14 protein-coding genes and 1 pseudogene are annotated in these 18,176 nt (G+C 65.3%); 3 read left to right on the plus strand and 12 right to left on the minus strand.

From position 1 onward, the window contains the following. Positions 1-235: 235 nt before the first annotated feature. Positions 236-391: a Flp family type IVb pilin gene (locus ACVIIW_RS01005; protein ID WP_092228302.1), complete on the minus strand. Its 156-nt coding sequence runs from the start codon at positions 389-391 to the stop codon at positions 236-238. Between the two features lie 162 nt (positions 392-553). Between ACVIIW_RS01005 and ACVIIW_RS01010 the strand changes: the two genes are divergently transcribed. After that, positions 554-1,441 (plus strand): 50S ribosomal protein L11 methyltransferase, encoded by an 888-nt coding sequence (locus tag ACVIIW_RS01010; RefSeq protein ID WP_456699030.1) that lies wholly within the window; start codon positions 554-556, stop codon positions 1,439-1,441. A gap of 34 nt (positions 1,442-1,475) precedes the next feature. Here the strand turns inward: ACVIIW_RS01010 and ACVIIW_RS01015 are convergent, their stop codons facing one another. Continuing rightward, positions 1,476-1,655, minus strand: a complete 180-nt coding sequence (locus ACVIIW_RS01015; RefSeq protein WP_456699031.1) for a hypothetical protein — start codon at positions 1,653-1,655, stop codon at positions 1,476-1,478. Between the two features lie 184 nt (positions 1,656-1,839). On the opposite strand from ACVIIW_RS01015, the gene ACVIIW_RS01020 reads away from it, so the two are divergent. Both ACVIIW_RS01020 and ACVIIW_RS01025 read left to right on the plus strand, forming a co-directional pair. After that, positions 1,840-3,669 (plus strand): aminopeptidase P family protein, encoded by a 1,830-nt coding sequence (locus ACVIIW_RS01020; RefSeq protein WP_456699032.1) that lies wholly within the window; start codon positions 1,840-1,842, stop codon positions 3,667-3,669. Between the two features lie 109 nt (positions 3,670-3,778). Then, positions 3,779-5,056: a multidrug effflux MFS transporter gene (locus ACVIIW_RS01025; RefSeq protein WP_456699033.1), complete on the plus strand. Its 1,278-nt coding sequence runs from the start codon at positions 3,779-3,781 to the stop codon at positions 5,054-5,056. A 118-nt stretch (positions 5,057-5,174) separates the two neighbouring features. Here ACVIIW_RS01025 and ligA read toward each other — a convergent pair whose 3' ends face one another. The 10 genes and pseudogenes from ligA to murB all read right to left on the minus strand — a co-directional run bounded on the left by ligA (position 5,175) and on the right by murB (position 18,150). After that, entirely contained in the window at positions 5,175-7,328 is a 2,154-nt protein-coding gene (gene ligA / locus ACVIIW_RS01030; protein ID WP_456699034.1) for an NAD-dependent DNA ligase LigA, read from the minus strand. A 154-nt stretch (positions 7,329-7,482) separates the two neighbouring features. After that, positions 7,483-9,156 (minus strand): DNA repair protein RecN, encoded by a 1,674-nt coding sequence (recN, locus tag ACVIIW_RS01035; protein ID WP_456699035.1) that lies wholly within the window; start codon positions 9,154-9,156, stop codon positions 7,483-7,485. Between the two features lie 24 nt (positions 9,157-9,180). Next, positions 9,181-10,068: an outer membrane protein assembly factor BamD gene (locus tag ACVIIW_RS01040; protein WP_456699036.1), complete on the minus strand. Its 888-nt coding sequence runs from the start codon at positions 10,066-10,068 to the stop codon at positions 9,181-9,183. Between the two features lie 240 nt (positions 10,069-10,308). Further along, a complete protein-coding gene (gene lpxC / locus ACVIIW_RS01045; RefSeq protein ID WP_456699037.1) occupies positions 10,309-11,271 on the minus strand; it encodes a UDP-3-O-acyl-N-acetylglucosamine deacetylase in 963 nt (320 codons plus the stop codon). A 363-nt stretch (positions 11,272-11,634) separates the two neighbouring features. Further along, positions 11,635-13,428, minus strand: coding sequence for a cell division protein FtsZ (gene ftsZ / locus ACVIIW_RS01050; protein WP_456699038.1), 1,794 nt, complete (start codon positions 13,426-13,428; stop codon positions 11,635-11,637). A gap of 87 nt (positions 13,429-13,515) precedes the next feature. Continuing rightward, complete coding sequence (ftsA, locus tag ACVIIW_RS01055) at positions 13,516-14,838, minus strand: cell division protein FtsA (protein ID WP_456699039.1); 1,323 nt, start codon at positions 14,836-14,838, stop codon at positions 13,516-13,518. Further along, positions 14,835-15,875, minus strand: coding sequence for a cell division protein FtsQ/DivIB (locus tag ACVIIW_RS01060; protein ID WP_456699040.1), 1,041 nt, complete (start codon positions 15,873-15,875; stop codon positions 14,835-14,837). The genes ftsA and ACVIIW_RS01060 overlap by 4 nt, the downstream gene beginning before the upstream one ends. Further along, positions 15,839-15,956, minus strand: a pseudogene (locus tag ACVIIW_RS01065) (D-alanine--D-alanine ligase); the annotation flags it as partial. The pseudogene ACVIIW_RS01065 and the gene ACVIIW_RS01060, both read right to left, overlap by 37 nt. A gap of 267 nt (positions 15,957-16,223) precedes the next feature. Further along, positions 16,224-17,210 (minus strand): D-alanine--D-alanine ligase family protein, encoded by a 987-nt coding sequence (locus ACVIIW_RS01070; RefSeq protein ID WP_456699041.1) that lies wholly within the window; start codon positions 17,208-17,210, stop codon positions 16,224-16,226. Between the two features lie 19 nt (positions 17,211-17,229). Next, positions 17,230-18,150, minus strand: coding sequence for a UDP-N-acetylmuramate dehydrogenase (gene murB, locus ACVIIW_RS01075; protein ID WP_456699042.1), 921 nt, complete (start codon positions 18,148-18,150; stop codon positions 17,230-17,232). Between the last annotated feature and the right edge of the window lie 26 nt (positions 18,151-18,176).

The raw sequence follows: 18,176 nt of genomic DNA on the forward strand, positions 1-18,176 counted from the left end.
GGTGAAGCCGTGGAGGCACGGCTCGATCGCATCGTATAAGCGCCGAGCGGGCTGTGGAGAAGCGACTTGATAAACCGGGTATAGGCCGGTGAATCATCACCGAACGATTTGGCGGGTATAGGCCACGATAATCGCCCAAACGACGTCGCCCGCCAACGGACAATCTCCGCAGCGGGCGCTCATCGAAAAGCCGTCTATGAAGAAAGTGGCCCCGCTGGGAATTGGGAGGCAGAAATTACTTCAAGGAGCTGCTAACCGAACCAAACTTGTCGTTCAATGAGGTGCCGAGGCTGTTCACCACGGTGATGATCGCCAGCGCGATACCGGCTGCGATCAGGCCGTATTCGATCGCGGTCGCGCCAGACTCATCAGACCAAAATTTCGAAACCATGCGCTTCAAGACTCGCCTCCGTTTCACTTCCAGGGTGTATCGTTGGATCCAACATCCGGAAATCTACGGAACGCAGCCTTCGGTCAAGTTAACCGGGAAACCGCAAGTTATACGGAAATCAGGAACAAAAGTTCCCCAAATTGAAACCAACGGGCCCCTGGAATGAAGCCGTCCCCGACCCATCGCGCTACTTTCTCGATCGGCAACGAGGCCGCCGCCAGGCGCGTCGTCGACGTACTCACCGAGGTGTTTCTCGAGGGCGATGCGGCAGTGGCCGCGTTCGAGCGGCCGGACGGACAATGGGACGTCACGTTGCATTTCGCCGAGGCGCCGGATCAGGCATTGCTCCGCGAAATCATTGCAACTTCAGCAGGAAATGACATTGCCGCCAACCTTGCCTTCGACACGGTCGAAGCCAAGGACTGGGTCAAGGCGAGCCTGGAGGATCTGGTCCCGGTGCCGGCCGGACGCTTCGTTGTCCATGGCAGCCATGACCGCGATCGCGTGGCACCGAACAAGCTCGCGATCGAGATCGAGGCCGCCCTCGCCTTCGGAACCGGCCACCATGGCACCACGCGCGGCTGTTTACTCCTGCTTGACCATGTCCTGAAACAGGCGCGGCCGAAGCGCGTGCTCGACCTCGGCACCGGAACCGGCGTGCTTGGGATCGCGGCCGCAAAATCGCTGCACCGTGCGGTGCTGGCCTCCGACATCGATCCGCCGTCGGTGCGGGTCGCGGCCGAGAACGCGGCGCTGAACCAAGCCGGTCAACATGTCCGGGTGATCCGCGCCACCGGCTTCGCCGCGCCGGATTTTGCCAGAAGCGGCCCGTTCGACCTGGTGCTGGCCAACATCCTGGCCAATCCGCTCCGGCAATTGGCCGGCCCGATGGCGCGGCATCTTGCACCCGGCGCGCGTGTCATTCTCTCCGGTCTGCTCAGCCATCAGGCCCCCGCCGTGATCGCCGCCTACCGCGCGCGTGGCCTGATGCCGCTCCGGCATTTGCGGATCGAGGGCTGGAGCAGTTTGTTGCTGCGGAAGATGGGATGAGGCGCATTCACGGGTGACGCGCCCCTTCGCCGTCCTACTCCGCCGGCTTGTCATCCCGGCGCATCGGCGGCTCGGCCGGCACCGCCCGCCGGGCGCGACGCTCGGAGACGCGGTCGATCATCTGGCTGATGAGGCCGCGCGGCTTCTTCGGTGTCGGCGCTGCCGGCGCGCGACGCACCGGCGGCGAAATCTTCTCAAACGTGAACGATGGCATCGTGTGTCCCCTCGCCATTGAGATGAACCACCTGCTCGAATGTCCCCGATGTCCGGACGAAGCGCAACTGCCGCATCCAATACTCCACTCAGTTTGGATGGAACATTTTCAAGCACAGTCCGTGCCAAATTCCATGCAATTGCGTCCGCATTGCGGACTGATCCTGATGACCCTAAACTGAGCCATGTTCGAAGCGCACTTCCAGACATTCGAGGAGCCCGAAGCTGGCGTCGCATTGACGGCGCGGCTTGCCGCACTCCGTGAAGAGCTCGCCCGCCGCAAGCTGACCGGCTTCGTCATTCCGCGCGCCGATCAGCAGCAGAATGAATATGTTGCGCCCTCCGAAGAGCGGCTCGCCTGGCTGACCGGCTTTACCGGATCGGCGGGACTCGCGGTGGTGCTGACCCAGAAGGCGGCGGTTTTCGTCGACGGCCGCTACACGATCCAGGCGGCCAAGCAGGTCGACGCCAAGGCGTGGACGGTGGAATCGCTGGTCGATCCGCCGCCGGAGAGCTGGATCTCAGCGCATCTTAAATCTGGCGACCGCCTAGGATTTGATCCGTGGCTGCACACTTTCGCGGCAGCCGAGCGCCTCGCCGCCGCCTGCGCCAAGGCCGGCGCCGAACTGGTGGCAGTCGACAGCAATCCCATTGACGCGGTCTGGCAGGACCGGCCGCAGCCGCCGATCGCACCGGTCGCGATCCACGGCCTGCAATATGCCGGTGTCGCCGAGGCCGAGAAGGTGGCGCAGATCAAGAGCGAGATCGACAGACTGGGCGCCGACGCGCTGGTGCTGTCGGACAGCCATGCGGTGGCCTGGACCTTCAACATCCGCGGCGCCGATGTCGCACATACGCCGCTGCCGCTGTCCTACGCGCTGGTGCCCAAGGTCGGCCGTCCCACCGTGTTCATCGACCACCGCAAGCTCTCCAACCTGACGCGTGATCATCTCGAGCAATCGGCCGACGTGCGCGAGCCCGATGCGCTGACGCCGACCCTGATGGCGCTCGCCAAGAGCGGCGCCGCAATCGCGCTCGACGCCGCCACGGCGGCCGACGCACTGAGCCGGCTGATCGCGGGCGGGGGCGGCAAGCCCGTACGCGGCAGCGATCCGATCGCGCTGCTGAAGGCCGTGAAGAACGCGACCGAGATCAAGGGCGCGCAGACGGCGCACCGGCGCGATGCGATCGCACTGGCGCGCTTCCTCGCCTTCATCGATCGCGAGGCACCAACCGGCAAGCTCACCGAGATCGACGCGGTCGAAGCGCTGGAGACCTTTCGCCGCGACACCGGCGCCTTGAGGGATGTGTCGTTCCCAACCATATCAGGCACCGGCCCGAACGGCGCCATCGTGCATTACCGCGTCACCCGCAAGAGCAACCGGCGGATCGTGCCCGGCGATCTGCTGCTGATCGATTCCGGCGCGCAATATGAAGACGGCACCACCGACGTCACCCGCACCATGGCGATCGGCGAGCCCACCGAGGAGATGCGCGACCGCTTCACCCGCGTGCTGCGCGGCCATATCGCGATCGCGCGCGCCGTCTTCCCCGACGGCACCACCGGGGCGCAGCTCGACACGCTCGCGCGGCAATATCTCTGGGCCGCCGGCGTCGATTTCGAGCATGGCACCGGCCATGGCGTCGGCAGCTACCTCAGTGTCCACGAAGGCCCGGCGCGGATCTCGAAGCTCGGCACCACGCCGCTGAAGCGCGGCATGATCCTCTCCAACGAGCCTGGCTATTACAAGACCGACGGTTTTGGCATCCGCATCGAGAACCTCGAGCTGGTCGTCGCCGCCGACATCGAGGGCGCCGAGAAATCGATGAACGCCTTCGAGACGCTGACGCTGGCGCCGATCGACCGCCGGCTGATCGACACCGCGATGCTGAACCGCGACGAGCTCGCCTGGCTCAATGCCTACCACGCGCGCGTCCGCGCTGAAGTCGGACCGGGGCTGGATGAGCCAGCGAAGTCCTGGCTCGATCAGGCCGCCGCGGAGCTGAAGGCCTAGACGGCGCCCGCATAGCACTACGCGATCGGCGCAAGGCTCCAGCATCACGCATAGCCGCATACCGAAACGGCCATGTTCGCGGCCGCGGCGATCCGGCTAGTCTCGATCCATGCACGGTATGATCAGCCGACCGCCGGGAGCAGCGACCAACATCGCGACCTCGCGCTTGATGTTGCTGCTGCTGGTCGCGATGACCGGGATCGCGCCGATCTCGCTTTACATCCTGGTGCCGGCGCTGCCCGCGCTGGGGGCGACGTTCGGCCGCGACATCTCGATTGCGCAGATGACGGTGTCGCTCTACATGGTCGGCATCGCGCTGTCACAGCTCATCATGGGGCCGCTCTCGGACAAGTTCGGCCGGCGCCCGGTCCTGCTTGGCGGCCTTGCGCTGATGGTCGCGGCGAGCGTTGCGTGTATCTTCGCCGAAACCCTGCCGCAGCTGATCGCCGCGCGCTTCTTCCAGGCACTCGGCGGCGCTTCCGGCATGGTGGTGAGCCGCGCCATCATCCGCGACATCTATGAGCGCGACCGCGTCGCCTCGATGATCAGCCTCGTGGTCGCCGCGCTGATGATCGGCCAGATGGTCTCGCCACTCACCGGCGGGCTGATCGAGACCGCGTTCGGTTGGCGCGCCATTTTCTACGCCGTCACGATCGGCGCGATCACGGTCGCCATCGGCATCGCGATCGCACTCCCAGAGACCCGCCGCGACCCCGCGGCCGGCAGCGGCGGCTTTCGCGCCGACGTTGGCGTGCTGATCAAGAGCCGCGCCTTCATCGGCTATGTGATGTGCCAGGTGTTGGCATCGCAGATCATCTTCACCTTCGCCGGCGGCGGCCCCTACATCGTCGTGACGCAGATGGGCCGGTCCAGCGCCGAATACGGCGCCTGGTTCGCAACGACCGGCTTCGCCTATCTGGTCGGCAATTTGCTCTGCGTGCGCTTCGCGCCACGGCATTCGCTGGAAAAGCTGATCTGGTTCGGGCTGGCCCTGCAACTCTGCGGCAGCCTCCTGAACCTGCTCTGGAGCCTGACTGGCTGGAACGAGGCGCCCGCCTTGCTGTTCGGCACGCAGATGATCGTGATGGTCGGCAATGCCTTCGTGATGGCGAATTCCGCAGCCGGCGCCATCAGCATCCGGCCCGAAGCCGCCGGCACCGCATCAGGCGCGATGGGCTTCCTGCAGCAAGGCATCGGTGCGCTGATGTCGCAATTCGGCGCCTATCTCGGCGGCCACGCCGCGACCACGTTGCCGCTAACCTCGGCGGTTCTCGCGATCTCGCTGCTTTGCGCCTGCACGATGACATTCGTGGTCCCCCGACGCGACGTCCTGGTGAGCGAGGAATTGATCGAGCAGGCGGAAGAGGAAGAAACGGGGATGATGTGAAGGGGCCGCTCGCCCCCTGCCCGTCATTGCGAGGAGCCCATGCGACGAAGCAATCCAGACTGCCACTGCGGAGAGACCCTGGATTGCTTCGCTGCGCTCGCAATGACGAAGAAAATCCTCATTCCCCGATCAGCTTCAGCCACTCGTCTTCCGTCAGCACCTGGACGCCGTGCTTGTTGGCCTCCGCCAGCTTCGAGCCCGCGCCGGGGCCTGCGACGACGAGATCGGTCTTCTTCGATACCGAGCCCGATACCTTGGCACCGAGCCGCTCGGCTGTCGCCTTGGCCTCGTCCCGCGTCATCTTCTCCAGCGAGCCTGTGAAGACGACCGTCTTGCCGGCGACCGCCGAGTTGCTCTTCGGCTTCTCGGCGTCGATGATCTCGACCTCCTTGGTCAGCCGTTCGACGATGCCGCGATTGTGGCTCTCGCCGAAATAGTCGGCGATGCTCTTGATCACGGTATCGCCGATCTGGTCGAGCGCGTCCATCTCCGCCATCGCCTCCTCGTCGCCCTTGGCGACCTTGAGGCAGGCGTCGTGGAAGGCGTCCCAGGAGCCGTAGCCGCGCGCCAACGCCAGGGCCGTGGTCTCGCCGACATGGCGCATGCCGAGCGCATAGACGAAGCGCTCCAGCGCGATTTTGCGCCGGCTCTCGATCGCGCCGAACAAATTGCGCACCGAGGTCGCGCCATAGCCCTCGATCTCCTCGAGCTTGAGCTTGGCGTTGCGGCTCTCCAGCGTGAAGATATCGGCGGGCTCCTTGACCCAGCCCTGATCGAAGAAATACTGCAGCTGCTTCTCGCCAAGACCATCGATATCGAAGGCGCGCCGCGACACGAACAGTTTTAGGTGCTCGATCTTCTGATAGGGGCAGGCGAACTCGCCGGTGCAGCGGGCGCGAGATTCTTCCTCGCCGGCGGCCGTCGCGCCGCGCACGACATCGGTATGCAGCGGGCACGGGCATTTCTTCGGAAACCGGTATTCCCCGGCGCTCTTCGGCCGCTTGTCGAGGACGACGTCGACGATCTGCGGGATCACGTCGCCGGCGCGCTGGATCACGACGGTGTCGCCGATCCTGATATCGCGGCCCTCGCGCAATACCTCGCCCTTGTTGCCGATACCCTTGATGTAGTCCTCGTTGTGCAGCGTGACGTTCTGCACGATCACGCCGCCGACGCCGACCGGCTCGAGCTTGCCGACAGGCGTGAACGAGCCGGTGCGTCCGACCTGGATCTCGATGGCGCGCAGCACCGTCATGGCCCGCTCGGCCGGGAATTTGTGCGCGATGCCCCAGCGCGGCGTGCGCGAGACGAAGCCGAGACGCTCCTGCCAATCGATGCGATCGACCTTGTAGACGACACCGTCGATGTCGTAGTCGAGCTCGGCGCGTTCTTCCTCGATGCTCTGGTGGAACGCGATCAATTCCTCAACGGAGTGGCACAGCTTCGTCAGCGGGTTGGTCTTGAAGCCGCAACGCTCGAACCAGTGGATCATGCCGCTTTGCGTTTCCTCCGGCATCGCGCTCATCTCGCCCCAGGCATAGGCGAAGAAGCCCAGCGGACGCGAGGCGGTGATGGTCGGGTCCTTCTGACGGAGCGAGCCGGCGGCGGAATTGCGCGGGTTGGCGAAGATGGTATCGCCGGCGGCCTTCTGCCGCTCGTTGAGCGCGAGGAAGGCCTTCTTCGTCATGTAGACTTCGCCGCGCACCTCGCAGACGTCAGGGACGTTGCGCCCCTTCAGCTTCTGCGGCACGTCTTCGAGCGTGCGGATGTTGGCGGTGACGTCCTCGCCGACCGCACCGTCCCCGCGCGTCGCCGCAGTGACGAGCTCGCCGCCCTCATAGCGCAGGGACATCGACAGGCCGTCGATCTTCGGCTCCGCCGAGAAATTGATCTTGTCGTCGTCGAGCTTCAGGAAGCGCACGATGCGGCCGACGAAATCGCGCACGTCCTCTTCGGCAAAGGCGTTGTCGAGCGACAGCATCGGAACGGAGTGCTGGACCTTCCTGAAGCGCCCGGACGGCGCCGCGCCGATCTTCTGTGACGGCGAGTCCGCGCTGACGAGTTCAGGAAAGCGCTTCTCGATCGCGTTGAGGCGCTGGCGCAGCGCATCATATTCGGCGTCCGTCACCGTCGGCGCGTCATCTTGATAATAGCGCTTGTCGTGCTCTTCGAGTTCGAGCGTGAGCCGCATGTGCTCGACCTTGGCTTGCGCCTTGGTGAGGTCCGTGACGTCGCGAAGCGGCTTTGCTTTGGATTTTTCTGCTCTGGCCATGGTGTTTGGATACGACGGAGCGGGCGGGACGGTAAAGGCGGTTAAAGTCTTGTGCCCCGGACGCACGCGGCGCTTCTTCAGCGGTGCGATGCAGAGCCGGGGCCCAGCGCAACATTCCGGGTCCCGGCTCGCGCTACGCGCGTCCGGGACAAAGCTAAGCCGTCGCCGCCTTGAGCAGCCGGTCCGCAGCCGCCCGCGCCTCGGCCGTGATCTCGGCACCGGCCAGCATGCGGGCGATCTCCTCGCGGCGGTGGTCGGCGGCCAGCGCATTGACGCGAGTGGCGACCCGCTTGCCCTTGTCCAGCGCATCCTTGGAGATCAGCAGATGCTGGTCGGCGCGGGCGGCGACCTGCGGGGCGTGGGTCACGGCCATCACCTGAACCTTGCCCGCCAACCGCGCCAGGCGACCGCCGATGGCATCCGCAACCGCGCCGCCGACGCCGGTGTCGATTTCGTCGAACACCAATGTCGGGGCCGAGCCGCGATCGGACAGCACGACCTTGAGCGCCAGCAGGAAGCGGGAGAGCTCGCCGCCGGAAGCGACCTTCATCATCGGGCCCGGCTTGGTGCCGGGATTGGTCTGCACCCAGAACTCGACGCGGTCGAAGCCTTGCGGTCCGGGCGCGGCCTCGTCTGTCGTAACCTGGGTGATGAATTTTGCGCGGTCGAGCTTGAGGGGCGCGAGCTCGGCGTCGACCGCCTTGTTGAGCTTCTCGGCCGATTTCTGCCGCGCCGCTGAGAGCTTTTTCGCCGCAGCCGCATAGCGGCCATCTGCCTCGACCGCGGCCTGCTCCAGCTTCTTCAGGCGCGAAGCGCCGGCATCGATCAGCACGACGTCGGCGGCGTATCTGGCGGCGAGCGCGGCGAGGCCGTCGACAGGCGTCGAATATTTGCGGGACGCGGCGCGCAACGCGAACAACCGCTCCTCGATGCGTTCGAGCTCGGCCGGATCGAAATCGGTCGCGGCCAGCGCGGCCTCGAGATGCTGGTCGGCTTCCTCCAGCGCATTGATGGCGACATCGATCGCCTTGACCGCAGGCTCGACCAGTGCCGGCGAATTCACACCACGACGTTCCAGCCGGCGCACGGCGGCCGACAGCGCCGTGACCGGCGAATTGTGGCCACCGACGACCTCCTGCGCCTCGCGCAAATCGGAGGCGATCTTCTCGCCCTGCATCATGGTGGTGCGGCGATGGGCGAGCGCGGTCTCCTCGCCGTCCCTCGGTGCGAGCTGCTTCAGCTCGGCCGAGGCATGACGCAGATAATCGGCTTCGCGCGCGGCGCGCTCCATGCTGGCACGATGCTCTTCGAGCTCGGTGTTGGCTGTGCGGCGCGCGTCCCAGAGCTCTTCTACCGCGGCGACATCCTTTTCGAGACCGGCAAAGGCATCGAGCAGGCGGCGATGGGTGGCCGCATCGACCAGCGCGCGCTCGTCATGCTGGCCGTGGATCTCGACCAGCGCGGCGCCGACCGCCTTCAGCGTCTGCACGCTGATGGACTGGTCGTTGATGAAAGCGCGAGTGCGGCCGTCGGCGAATTGGACCCGGCGCAGGATCATCTCACCGGTATCCTCAAGCCCGTTCTCGGCCAGGATCTTCGTTGCGGGGTGATTCTTCGGGACATCGAAGACGGCGGTGACCTGCCCCTGCTCCGCGCCATGCCGCACGAGGCCGGCGTCGCCGCGGCCGCCGAGCGCCAGTGCAAAGGCATCGAGCAGGATGGATTTGCCCGCACCGGTCTCGCCGGTCAAAACCGCAAGCCCGGTGGCGAATTCGATATCGAGCCGTTCGATCAGGACGATGTCACGGATCGACAGACGCGCCAGCATGGAACCAAATTTCCTAGCCGAGACCTAGAGGCCTATCTTCTTGAAGGTCTGGCTGATCCAGGACCCCTGATTCTCGCTCGGCTCGAGACCGCCGGATTTTACAAGATTATAGGCGTCCTTGTACCAGCGGCTGTCAGGAAAATTGTGGCCGAGCACGGCGGCGGCGGTCTGGGCCTCGCCGACGATTCCGATCGACATATAGGCCTCGGTGAGACGGTAGAGCGCCTCCTCGACGTGGCGGGTGGTCTGGTACTGCGTCACCACGGCCTTGTAGCGGTTGATCGCGGCCGTGTAGTCCTTCTTCTGCATGTAGTAGCGGCCGACGGCCATTTCCTTGCCGGCGAGCTGGTCGCGTGCGCCCTCGATCTTGGCCTTGGCGGAGGTCGCATATTCCGACGTCGGATATTTGCGCACCACCTCTTCCAGCGCCGCAATCGCCTTCTCGGTGCGGCCCTGGTCACGGTTGATGTCCGGGATCTGGTCGTAATGCGAGGCGGCGATCAGGTACTGCGCATAGGCGGCGTCCGGACTGCCGGGATGCAGGGTGACGTAGCGGGTCGCAGCCCCGATGCAGCCGTCATAGTCGCCGCCCTGGTAGGATGCGTAGGCCGACATCAGCAGCGATTTGCGTGCCCAGTCGGAATAAGGATGCTGGCGGTCGACCTCTTCGAACTTCTTGTTCGCCGCCTTCATGTCCTTCTTTTCGTTCATGAGGTACAAGCCCTCATTATAGATCTTGTCGGCAGGCTCCTCGACGAAGGTGTCGTCCTTGGCGGTGAACTTGTCCCATAGGGCGCCGGTGCCGCAGCCGGCCAACGGCAGCGCGAACAGGACAAGCGTGGCGACCTGAAGCAGTCCACGGGCCCGAGGCGAAACTAATAAAGATCCGCGCGTCATACGCTGTGCCGACATGAATTTTAGACCTGACGCCCTGTGATGCGTGCCGGCAAGCCCATGATCCCCGTCACGGGCGCGACATCTGACCGTGGTGCCTGCCATACGGCACGGCGGTGCAACCGAAAAACATTCGAGCCGACCGGATAGGCAGGCATTCCGCCCGGATTAAGGCGAAATCGCCGCAATCCTGGTCGATCATGGTTACCAGGAGTTTCCCGGGGAAAGTCTTGCCTGGCGGCTTGCCGCAACCGGCTTTCAGGACACGTCTGGCCCGTAGGCCGCAGCGATCCGGCCACCGACGATGCCGCTACCGACCTCGGCCACCGCACGCGTGGAGCGCCGGGCCACCTCGCCCTCGACCACCCGCCAGGCCGTACGGTCGGCGAGCAGCGCAGTCAGGACCGCGTGGTTGAGCTTGTGGCCACCACGCACCGAGCGATAGGCGCCCAGCAGCGGCAGGCCTGCCAGCGCGAGGTCGCCGATCACGTCCAGCACCTTGTGGCGGGCGCATTCATCGGCGTAGCGCAGGCCCTCGGTGTTGAGCAGCCGCTCGTCGTCGAACACCACGGTATTTTCAAACGAGGCGCCAAGCGCATAGCCCGCGCTCCAGAGCCGGGCGACGTCGCCCATCAGACCGAAGGTCCGGGCGCGGCCGACGTCACGGCGGAAGCGCTCCGAGCTGAGGTCGAAGGCATAGCTCTGCCGACCGATGACGGGATTGGTGAAGTCGATTTCGACTTCGGCGCGGAAGCCGTTGCCGTAGGGTCTGATCTCACCGAAGGAGTCGCCGACCTTGACCGAGATCGGCTTCAAAACCTGGATGAACCGGCGCTGTGCCGGCTGGCTGACGATCCCGGCCTGATCGATGGCCGCGATGAAGGCCGCAGCACTGCCGTCCATGATCGGCACTTCCGGACCGTCGATCTCAATGGTGGCGTTGTCGACGCCCATGCCGCGCAATGCCGCCAGCACATGCTCCGCGGTCGAAACCAGCGGGCCGCTGCGGTCGCCAAGAACGGTCGCGAAATCGGTGGCAATCACCTGCTCGGCGGTCGCCTGGACTTCGCGGTCACTTCCCTCAAGGCCGGTGCGGACGAAAATAAAACCTGCATCGACTGGTGCAGGTCCGAGCGTGAGGGTGACGGGAAGACCGGAATGAACGCCCACGCCGGCCACTGTGGCTTGCGCACGAAGCGTTGTTTGCCGGCTAAATTTCATCAGGAACCCGCCCCGCTACGACCCACTGCGACTTATACTGGACCAGACTGATCGATTGAGATCGACCGTCCGAATCTCCGTATCCCCAAGTCACGTCGAACCATAGTCACTGCCTCAAACAGCGCCAACTCACGCTTTTTTACCGATTGTTACCCCAAACCCGCCGTATTCGCGCCAAGGCTTAACCAAATTGCGCCGGGATTTGGCTCCGTTATCGGCGGCTTTACTGAAGCACCGAACAAGTAATTAATGATTTAAAATCAGTTGCTTGAGCGCGCAATCCGGAGATGCACGGGACAAAAGGAAAGGTCCCGGCAAGCTCGTTGCCGGGACCTTTTTGCGTCTGCCTTATTGTAACAATCCTCAGGTCGCCTGCCGCCGCAGGAAGGCCGGGATATCAAGATGGTCGTCTCCCTGTGGCGCCGGAGCAACAGGTGCGGGACGGCCATGGGCGTCCAGACCCTGCGGCGCGGGCCGGCGGGCATATTCCGAGACCGGTTCGCTGGCAGCGATCTGCTGCTGCACCGTCCGCTGCGGCTTGCGCTCGGGCAGCGCCGGCATGGCGGGGCCGGAGGTACGAGCGGCGATCGGAGCCTCGGTCTCCTCGTCACGACGGCCGAGGCCGACATTGGCGAGGCGCTGCAGCAGCGACAGGCGGGTCTTCTGCGGGGTCTCCTCCTCGACCTCGCCACGGGCCTGACGAAGCTCGGCCTGGGCCGGCATCGGCAACTCCTCGAGGCGCGGCATCCGCGGCGCGCGAACCGGCGCGCGCTCGGCCTGCGGCGGGATGAACGTTTCCGGGGTCATCGGCTCGTGCATGGCGACCGGCGCCTGCTCGGGCTCCGGAAATAGCGTGGGCTTCTGCGCGATCGGGCGCACGGTGACGTCGCCATAGGTCTGCGGGGCGGGCGCCGGAGGGGCTTCGGAAACGGCAGCTGCGATGGCGGCAAGCGCCGCACGCTCCACATTGGGACGCGGCGCGACGGGCGCGGCGGCGGCTGGCGCCGCAGCCGGGATCTGCGATTCCATCTTCTGGGCACGCTCGGCCAGACGCTGGTTGTCGGCGCGCAGACGCGCGGTCAGGTCGGCGAGACGGCTCTCGGCAGCAACGGCCGGAGCCGCGGGAGCCTGCTGCTGCGGCGCGGCGTTGGCCACCGGAGCGGAGGATGCCTGGCTGTTGCGGGCGATCGCCGCCTGCTCGATGCCGGTGGCGACGACCGAGACGCGGATCAGCCCGTCGAGGGCTTCGTCGAAGGTCGCGCCGACGATGATGTTGGCGTCCTGGTCGACTTCCTCGCGGATGCGGGTCGCGGCTTCGTCGACCTCGAACAGGGTCAGGTCCTTGCCGCCGGTGATCGAGATCAGCAGACCCTTGGCACCCTTCATCGAAGAATCGTCGATCAGCGGGTTGGCGATCGCGGCTTCGGCGGCGGTCAGCGCGCGCTTGTCGCCGGAGGCTTCGCCGGTGCCCATCATCGCCTTGCCCATTTCGCGCATGACGGCGCGGACGTCGGCGAAGTCGAGGTTGATCAGGCCTTCCTTGACCATCAGATCGGTGATGCAGGCGACGCCAGAGTAGAGCACCTGGTCCGCCATCGCGAAGGCGTCGGCGAAGGTGGTCTTCTCGTTGGCGACCCGGAACAGGTTCTGATTCGGGATGATCAGAAGCGTGTCGACCACCTTGTGCAGCTCGTTGATGCCGGCTTCGGCGGTGCGCATGCGGCGGCCGCCCTCGAAGTGGAACGGCTTGGTCACCACGCCGACTGTGAGGATGCCCATGTCGCGCGCAGTCTTGGCGATGACGGGGGCAGCACCGGTGCCGGTGCCGCCGCCCATGCCGGCGGTGACGAACACCATGTTGGCGCCGGAGAGATGGTCGCGCAGCTCGTCGATCACTTCTTCAGCAGCGGCGGCGCCGACGTTCGGCTGCGAGCCTGCGCCCAATCCTTGCGTGACCGCGGTGCCCATCTGCACGATGCGCTGCGCCTTGGACATCGTCAGCGCCTGCGCGTCGGTGTTGGCGACCACGAAATCGACGCCCTGGAGGCCCGCCGTGATCATGTTGTTGACGGCATTGCCGCCGGCGCCCCCCACGCCGAACACGGTGATGCGGGGCTTCAACTCGTGAATATCAGGAACGTTGATGCTGATGGTCATGTTTGCCTCTCGATCACGCGCGCGTGGGTTCGCCCCGGCCTGCGGCCGCGGGAGTTGGTGAAATCAGACATTTGCGGAAATGAGTCATCAGAAGCCCTCGCGTAGCCATCGTCCGACCTTTCCGAAATAACCGCCGGTTCCTGTCCTGACCTGCTGCCGCGTATGCCGCGGTTCGACATGTTCGTGGTGAACGTATTGCGGGTAGACGAGAAGTCCGGCCGGCACCGCGAACGCGGCGTTCTTCGCCTCGTTGGGCAGCCGGCCGAAACCGAGCGGACGTCCGACCCGCACGGGCCGGCCGAGAATCTGGGTGCCGAGTTCGACGACACCGGTCAGCTGCGAGGCGCCGCCCGAGAGCACGACGCGGCCCTTGGGCTCTGCCGCGAAGGGCGAATCCTTCAGCTTGTCCCGAACCATTTCGAAGACTTCCTCGGCACGATGCTTGACGATGTTGGCGATGGTGGCGCGCGAAACGATCTGCGGCAGGTCCTGGTCGTCACCGGCTGTCGGTACAGACATCAGCTCACGCGAGTCCGATCCACCGGTGATGACGGTGCCGTATAACGTCTTGATTCGCTCGGCATCGGCAATGGTCGCGGAGAGTCCGCGCGCGAGATCCATCGTGATGTGTTGCCCGCCGACCGCGAATCCGGCCGCGTGCACGAAGCGGCCGCCGGAATAGACCGCGATCGTGGTGGTGCCCGCGCCCATTTCGACCACGGCGGCGCCGAGATCGGCCTCGTCGTCGGTCAATACCGACAGGCCCGCCACGTAGGGGCTGGCGGCCATGGCTTCGACATTGAGATGGCAGCGTTCCACCGCCAGCATCAGGTTCCGTGCCACGGTGGCGTCGCAGGTGACGACGTTCATGTCGACGCCGAATTGATGCGCCACCATGCCGCGCGGATCGCGAATGCCCTTGACGCCATCGAGCGTATAGCCGACCGGCAGCGCGTGCAGCACCGTGCGGCCCTCGCCGGTGGCGTGGCGCATGCCGGTGGAGGTGACGCGGCTGACGTCAGCCGGCGTCACCGCCCCGCCACGGATATCGGCCGCGGCTTCGACCAGCTGGCCCGCGAGCCGGCCGCCGGAGACCGACAACAAAACGGACTCGACCCGAACCTTGGCCATTTTCTCGGCGAGCCCGACGGCCTGGCGCACCGCCTGCTCGCATTCGCCGAGATCGACCACCGCGCCGGCCTTCATGCCGCGCGACTGGATCTGGCTGTAACCGATCAGTTCCACCGCGTGGGTTCGGCCGCGCAGCGCTTCGCTCGGCGCCGACGGCTTCAGCCGCGCGATCATGCAGGCGATCTTGCTGGTGCCGATGTCGAGGCAGGCGACCAGGCCGCCGCGCTTGTGCGGCATCGGCCGCGTCTTCGGAGTCTGGGTGCGATCAAGACCGGTCATGCGGCGTCCCCGGCCTTCTTTTTCTTCTTGTCCTTGAACAGGTCATCGCGCGCCTTGGCGGCGTCATCGGACAGCTGCACCACCAGCCGGTCGGGCAGCCGCATGTCGATCGCGACGATGTCCTTCGAGAACAGTCTGTCATCCTTGTCGAGCTTGGAGAGCGCGGCGAGCGCGTTGCCGACGTCCTGCTCGGGCAGGCGAATGTCGAGACCGTCCTTCAATCTCAGATTCCAGCGCCGCTCGCCGACATAGATGGCGGCCTTCGTCACCGAATTGACCTGCGGATAGCGGGCCAGCAACGTGAGGAAATCACGCGCCTGGGTATCGGCGCCCTTGCCGACCACGAGCGGCAGCGTCAGGAACCGGCGCGAGACATAGGGCTCGAGCAGCGCACCATCGTCGGCGATGACCGAGAGCCGGCCGGCCTCCTGCCACAGCGCGAACGCCTTCCGCTCGGTAATCTCGATCATGAGCTGGCCCGGATAGAGCTTCAGCACGGTCGCATCCGCGATCCACGGATTGGCCTTGAGCTTGTCGCGGACGTCGTCGGCGTCGAGGAACAACAGCGAAGAGCGGCCGCTGACGCCGCCGATCGCGAGGACCTCGTCCTGGCTCAGCTGCTTGCGGCCGTTGATCACGACGGAGGTGATGCGGAAGCCGGCCGAATTGGCCACGGCGTTGCGCGCGTCGCTGACGGCGGTGATGAAATCCTGGAGGTGGCCGCCCTTGACGATGCCGAGGCCGCAGCTGCCGATCAACAGCAGCACGGTCAGGCTGATCCCGACCCGGCGCGGCAGATAGCGCTCGACCAGCGCGACCACGCGCGGCGGCGGCTCACGCTCGACGACGGCCTTGATCTTGGATTTGGCCTTGATCTTCCGCTCGGCGGCGGCGTGCTTTTGCGCGCGCCTGTGGTCGAGCCTGTCCTGCACCCACTCGCGCAGAAGCACGACCGCTCCGATCGCGGCCGCCTTCAGATCAGCTTGGGGCCTCAGCGATCTCACAGGCGATCGGGTGAGGCTTCCTGCACCATCCATTGCACGAGCTCGTCAACAGTTTGCCCCGCGACGCCGCGCGGGTCCTGGCGAACATGACGTCTCGGTCGTGCCGGGCCGGGTAATGGTCTTCGGCAGAAGAAACCGCTCCCCTACAAAGCGTTCGCCGGTCGGAAACATCCGAAACGGTTCACGCGCCGGCAGCCAAAACGCCATATGCGCCGCCAGCGTTAACCTTCGGATGTCCTGGTAAACAAAAGGTAAAGTTCGTTAACGCGGGATGCTTTTTGCCCAGTTGACTGAGGCACTTCCGCCACGAAGTCCGGTATTTTACCGGTTTTGGGCACCAAACCGGGCATTTTCGCCTGCCCGGCCGTTAACCAATCCTAACTATTTCCGCACCCGCCGCTCGGCGAGCTCGATCAGGTCGCGAAGGAAGTCGACGAAGGCGATGCCTTCGGCTTTCAGCGCCTTGGGGTACAGCGAGGACTTGGTCAGCCCGGGTAGCGTGTTGGTTTCGAGATAGACCAGCCCCTTCTCCGCAACGATGAAGTCGGAACGGGAATAGCCGGCACAGGACATTGCGCGATGCGCCAGCATGGCCTGGGCCTTGAGCGCGGCGGTGACCTCCAGCGAAAAGCGGCCGGGGCAGATCTCCTGGGTCGACTTCAAGAGATATTTTGCGGCGTAGTCGAAATTGCCCTCGCCCGGAATGATCTCGATCGGCGGCAGCGCGATGAGCGAGCCGTCGGTGCGCTCCAAAACGCCGCAGGTCGCCTCGACGCCGGCGATGTAGGGTTCGATCACGTACTCTTCACGCCTGGCCGCATTGCGGACGGCGACGAGGTCCTGCTTGGCGTTGACGAAGATCAGGCCGTAGCTCGAGCCGTCGCGCGCCGGCTTTGCGATCAGCCTGCCGTATTCGGCGAAGGCTTCGTCGATGTTCTCGAGCGCGATGCCCGCAGGCGGCGTGACGCCGCCGAGCGCGGCAAAGCGCTTGGCCGCGATCTTGTCGAAGGCGAGATGCGAGGAAGCCGAGCCGGACCCGGTGAACGGCAGGCCGCGTGCCTCGCACATCACCTGCAGCTCGCCGTTCTCGGCAGCCCCACCATGCAGGCTGAGCACGAGCACACGATCTTCTGCCTTGGCCTTGTCGAGCGCCTGTGCCAGCGGAATGCCTGAGGTGCCCGGCTTGAACTCGTCCTCGAATGGGCGAGCATGTTCGAGCAGCTGCTCCGACTGTACCACATGCACCTTGTCCTCGACGTCCCACCACCAGAGATCGGCCTCGGGCAGCGCCTGATGCAGCGCCTGGGCTGAGGCGACGGAAACCAGACGTTCGCGGTTGGAGCCGCCGAAGAGGATGGTGATGCGCATGTTCTCTCGTCTGTCCAAATTAGCCGGGAATTCCAATCCGCTTGATTTCCCAGTGCAGCTCGATTCCGGAATTCGCTTTCACGCGTTCGCGCACCGTCTCGCCCAGCGTCTCGATATCGTGCGCGGTGGCATCGCCGGTGTTGATCAGGAAGTTGCAATGCATGTCGGAGACCTGCGCGCCGCCGAGGCGCAAGCCGCGGCAGCCGGCGGCGTCCACGAGTTTCCAGGCGGAATGGCCCGGCGGATTCTTGAAGGTCGAGCCACCGGTCTTCTCGCGGATCGGCTGCGCCGTCTCGCGATGGTTTTGCACCTCCGCCATCCGCGCGCGGATCGCATCAGCATCCCTGATCTCGCCACGAAAGCGCGCGGACGTGAAGATGATGGAAGGATCGACGCCGCTGTTGCGGTAGACGAATTTCATGTCGGCGTTGGAGAAGACGTAGCTGGTGCCGTCGCGGCCGACGCCGCGCGCCTCGATCAGCACGTCCTTGGTCTCGCCGCCATTGGCGCCCGCGTTCATGCGCAGCGCGCCGCCGATCGTGCCGGGAATGCCGAAATAGAATTCAAGTCCGCCGATATTGGCAGAGGCCGCCACTTCCGCCACGCGCTTGTCGAGCGCCGCGGTGCCCGCGGTAACGACATCGCCGCTCGGAATGACCTCGCCGAAAGCACGCGGCGCGAGCCGGATCACCACGCCGGCAATCCCGCCATCGCGCACGATCAGGTTGGAGCCGACCCCGACGACATAGACCGGAATGTCGCCTGCGAGATGCGCGAGGAAATAAGCCAGATCGTCCTCGTCCGCCGGGGTGAACAGCACCTGCGCGGGGCCGCCGACGCGAAACCAGGTCAGCTCGGCCAGCGACTGGTTGGCCAGCAGCCGGCCGCGCAGGTTTGGCATTGCGGCTTTGAGCTCTGGCGTGATGTCGGGGAAGCTCATGCGGCGACCTCAAGTAAGGGGCGCAC

This window comes from Bradyrhizobium sp. USDA 4449 (genome assembly GCF_054056275.1).

Excerpts from the sequence above, each read along its gene's own strand:
- ACVIIW_RS01010 (WP_456699030.1), top strand. The coding sequence starts at position 554 with ATGAAGCCGTCCCCGACCCATCGCGCTACTTTCTCGATCGGCAACGAG.
- murB (WP_456699042.1), bottom strand. The coding sequence starts at position 18,150 with ATGAGCTTCCCCGACATCACGCCAGAGCTCAAAGCCGCAATGCCAAAC.
- ACVIIW_RS01015 (WP_456699031.1), bottom strand. The coding sequence starts at position 1,655 with ATGCCATCGTTCACGTTTGAGAAGATTTCGCCGCCGGTGCGTCGCGCG.
- lpxC (WP_456699037.1), bottom strand. The coding sequence starts at position 11,271 with ATGAAATTTAGCCGGCAAACAACGCTTCGTGCGCAAGCCACAGTGGCC.
- ACVIIW_RS01020 (WP_456699032.1), top strand. The coding sequence starts at position 1,840 with ATGTTCGAAGCGCACTTCCAGACATTCGAGGAGCCCGAAGCTGGCGTC.
- ACVIIW_RS01070 (WP_456699041.1), bottom strand. The coding sequence starts at position 17,210 with ATGCGCATCACCATCCTCTTCGGCGGCTCCAACCGCGAACGTCTGGTT.
- ACVIIW_RS01060 (WP_456699040.1), bottom strand. The coding sequence starts at position 15,875 with ATGGATGGTGCAGGAAGCCTCACCCGATCGCCTGTGAGATCGCTGAGG.
- recN (WP_456699035.1), bottom strand. The coding sequence starts at position 9,156 with ATGCTGGCGCGTCTGTCGATCCGTGACATCGTCCTGATCGAACGGCTC.
- ligA (WP_456699034.1), bottom strand. The coding sequence starts at position 7,328 with ATGGCCAGAGCAGAAAAATCCAAAGCAAAGCCGCTTCGCGACGTCACG.
- ftsZ (WP_456699038.1), bottom strand. The coding sequence starts at position 13,428 with ATGACCATCAGCATCAACGTTCCTGATATTCACGAGTTGAAGCCCCGC.
- ACVIIW_RS01005 (WP_092228302.1), bottom strand. The coding sequence starts at position 391 with ATGGTTTCGAAATTTTGGTCTGATGAGTCTGGCGCGACCGCGATCGAA.
- ACVIIW_RS01040 (WP_456699036.1), bottom strand. The coding sequence starts at position 10,068 with ATGTCGGCACAGCGTATGACGCGCGGATCTTTATTAGTTTCGCCTCGG.
- ftsA (WP_456699039.1), bottom strand. The coding sequence starts at position 14,838 with ATGACCGGTCTTGATCGCACCCAGACTCCGAAGACGCGGCCGATGCCG.
- ACVIIW_RS01025 (WP_456699033.1), top strand. The coding sequence starts at position 3,779 with ATGCACGGTATGATCAGCCGACCGCCGGGAGCAGCGACCAACATCGCG.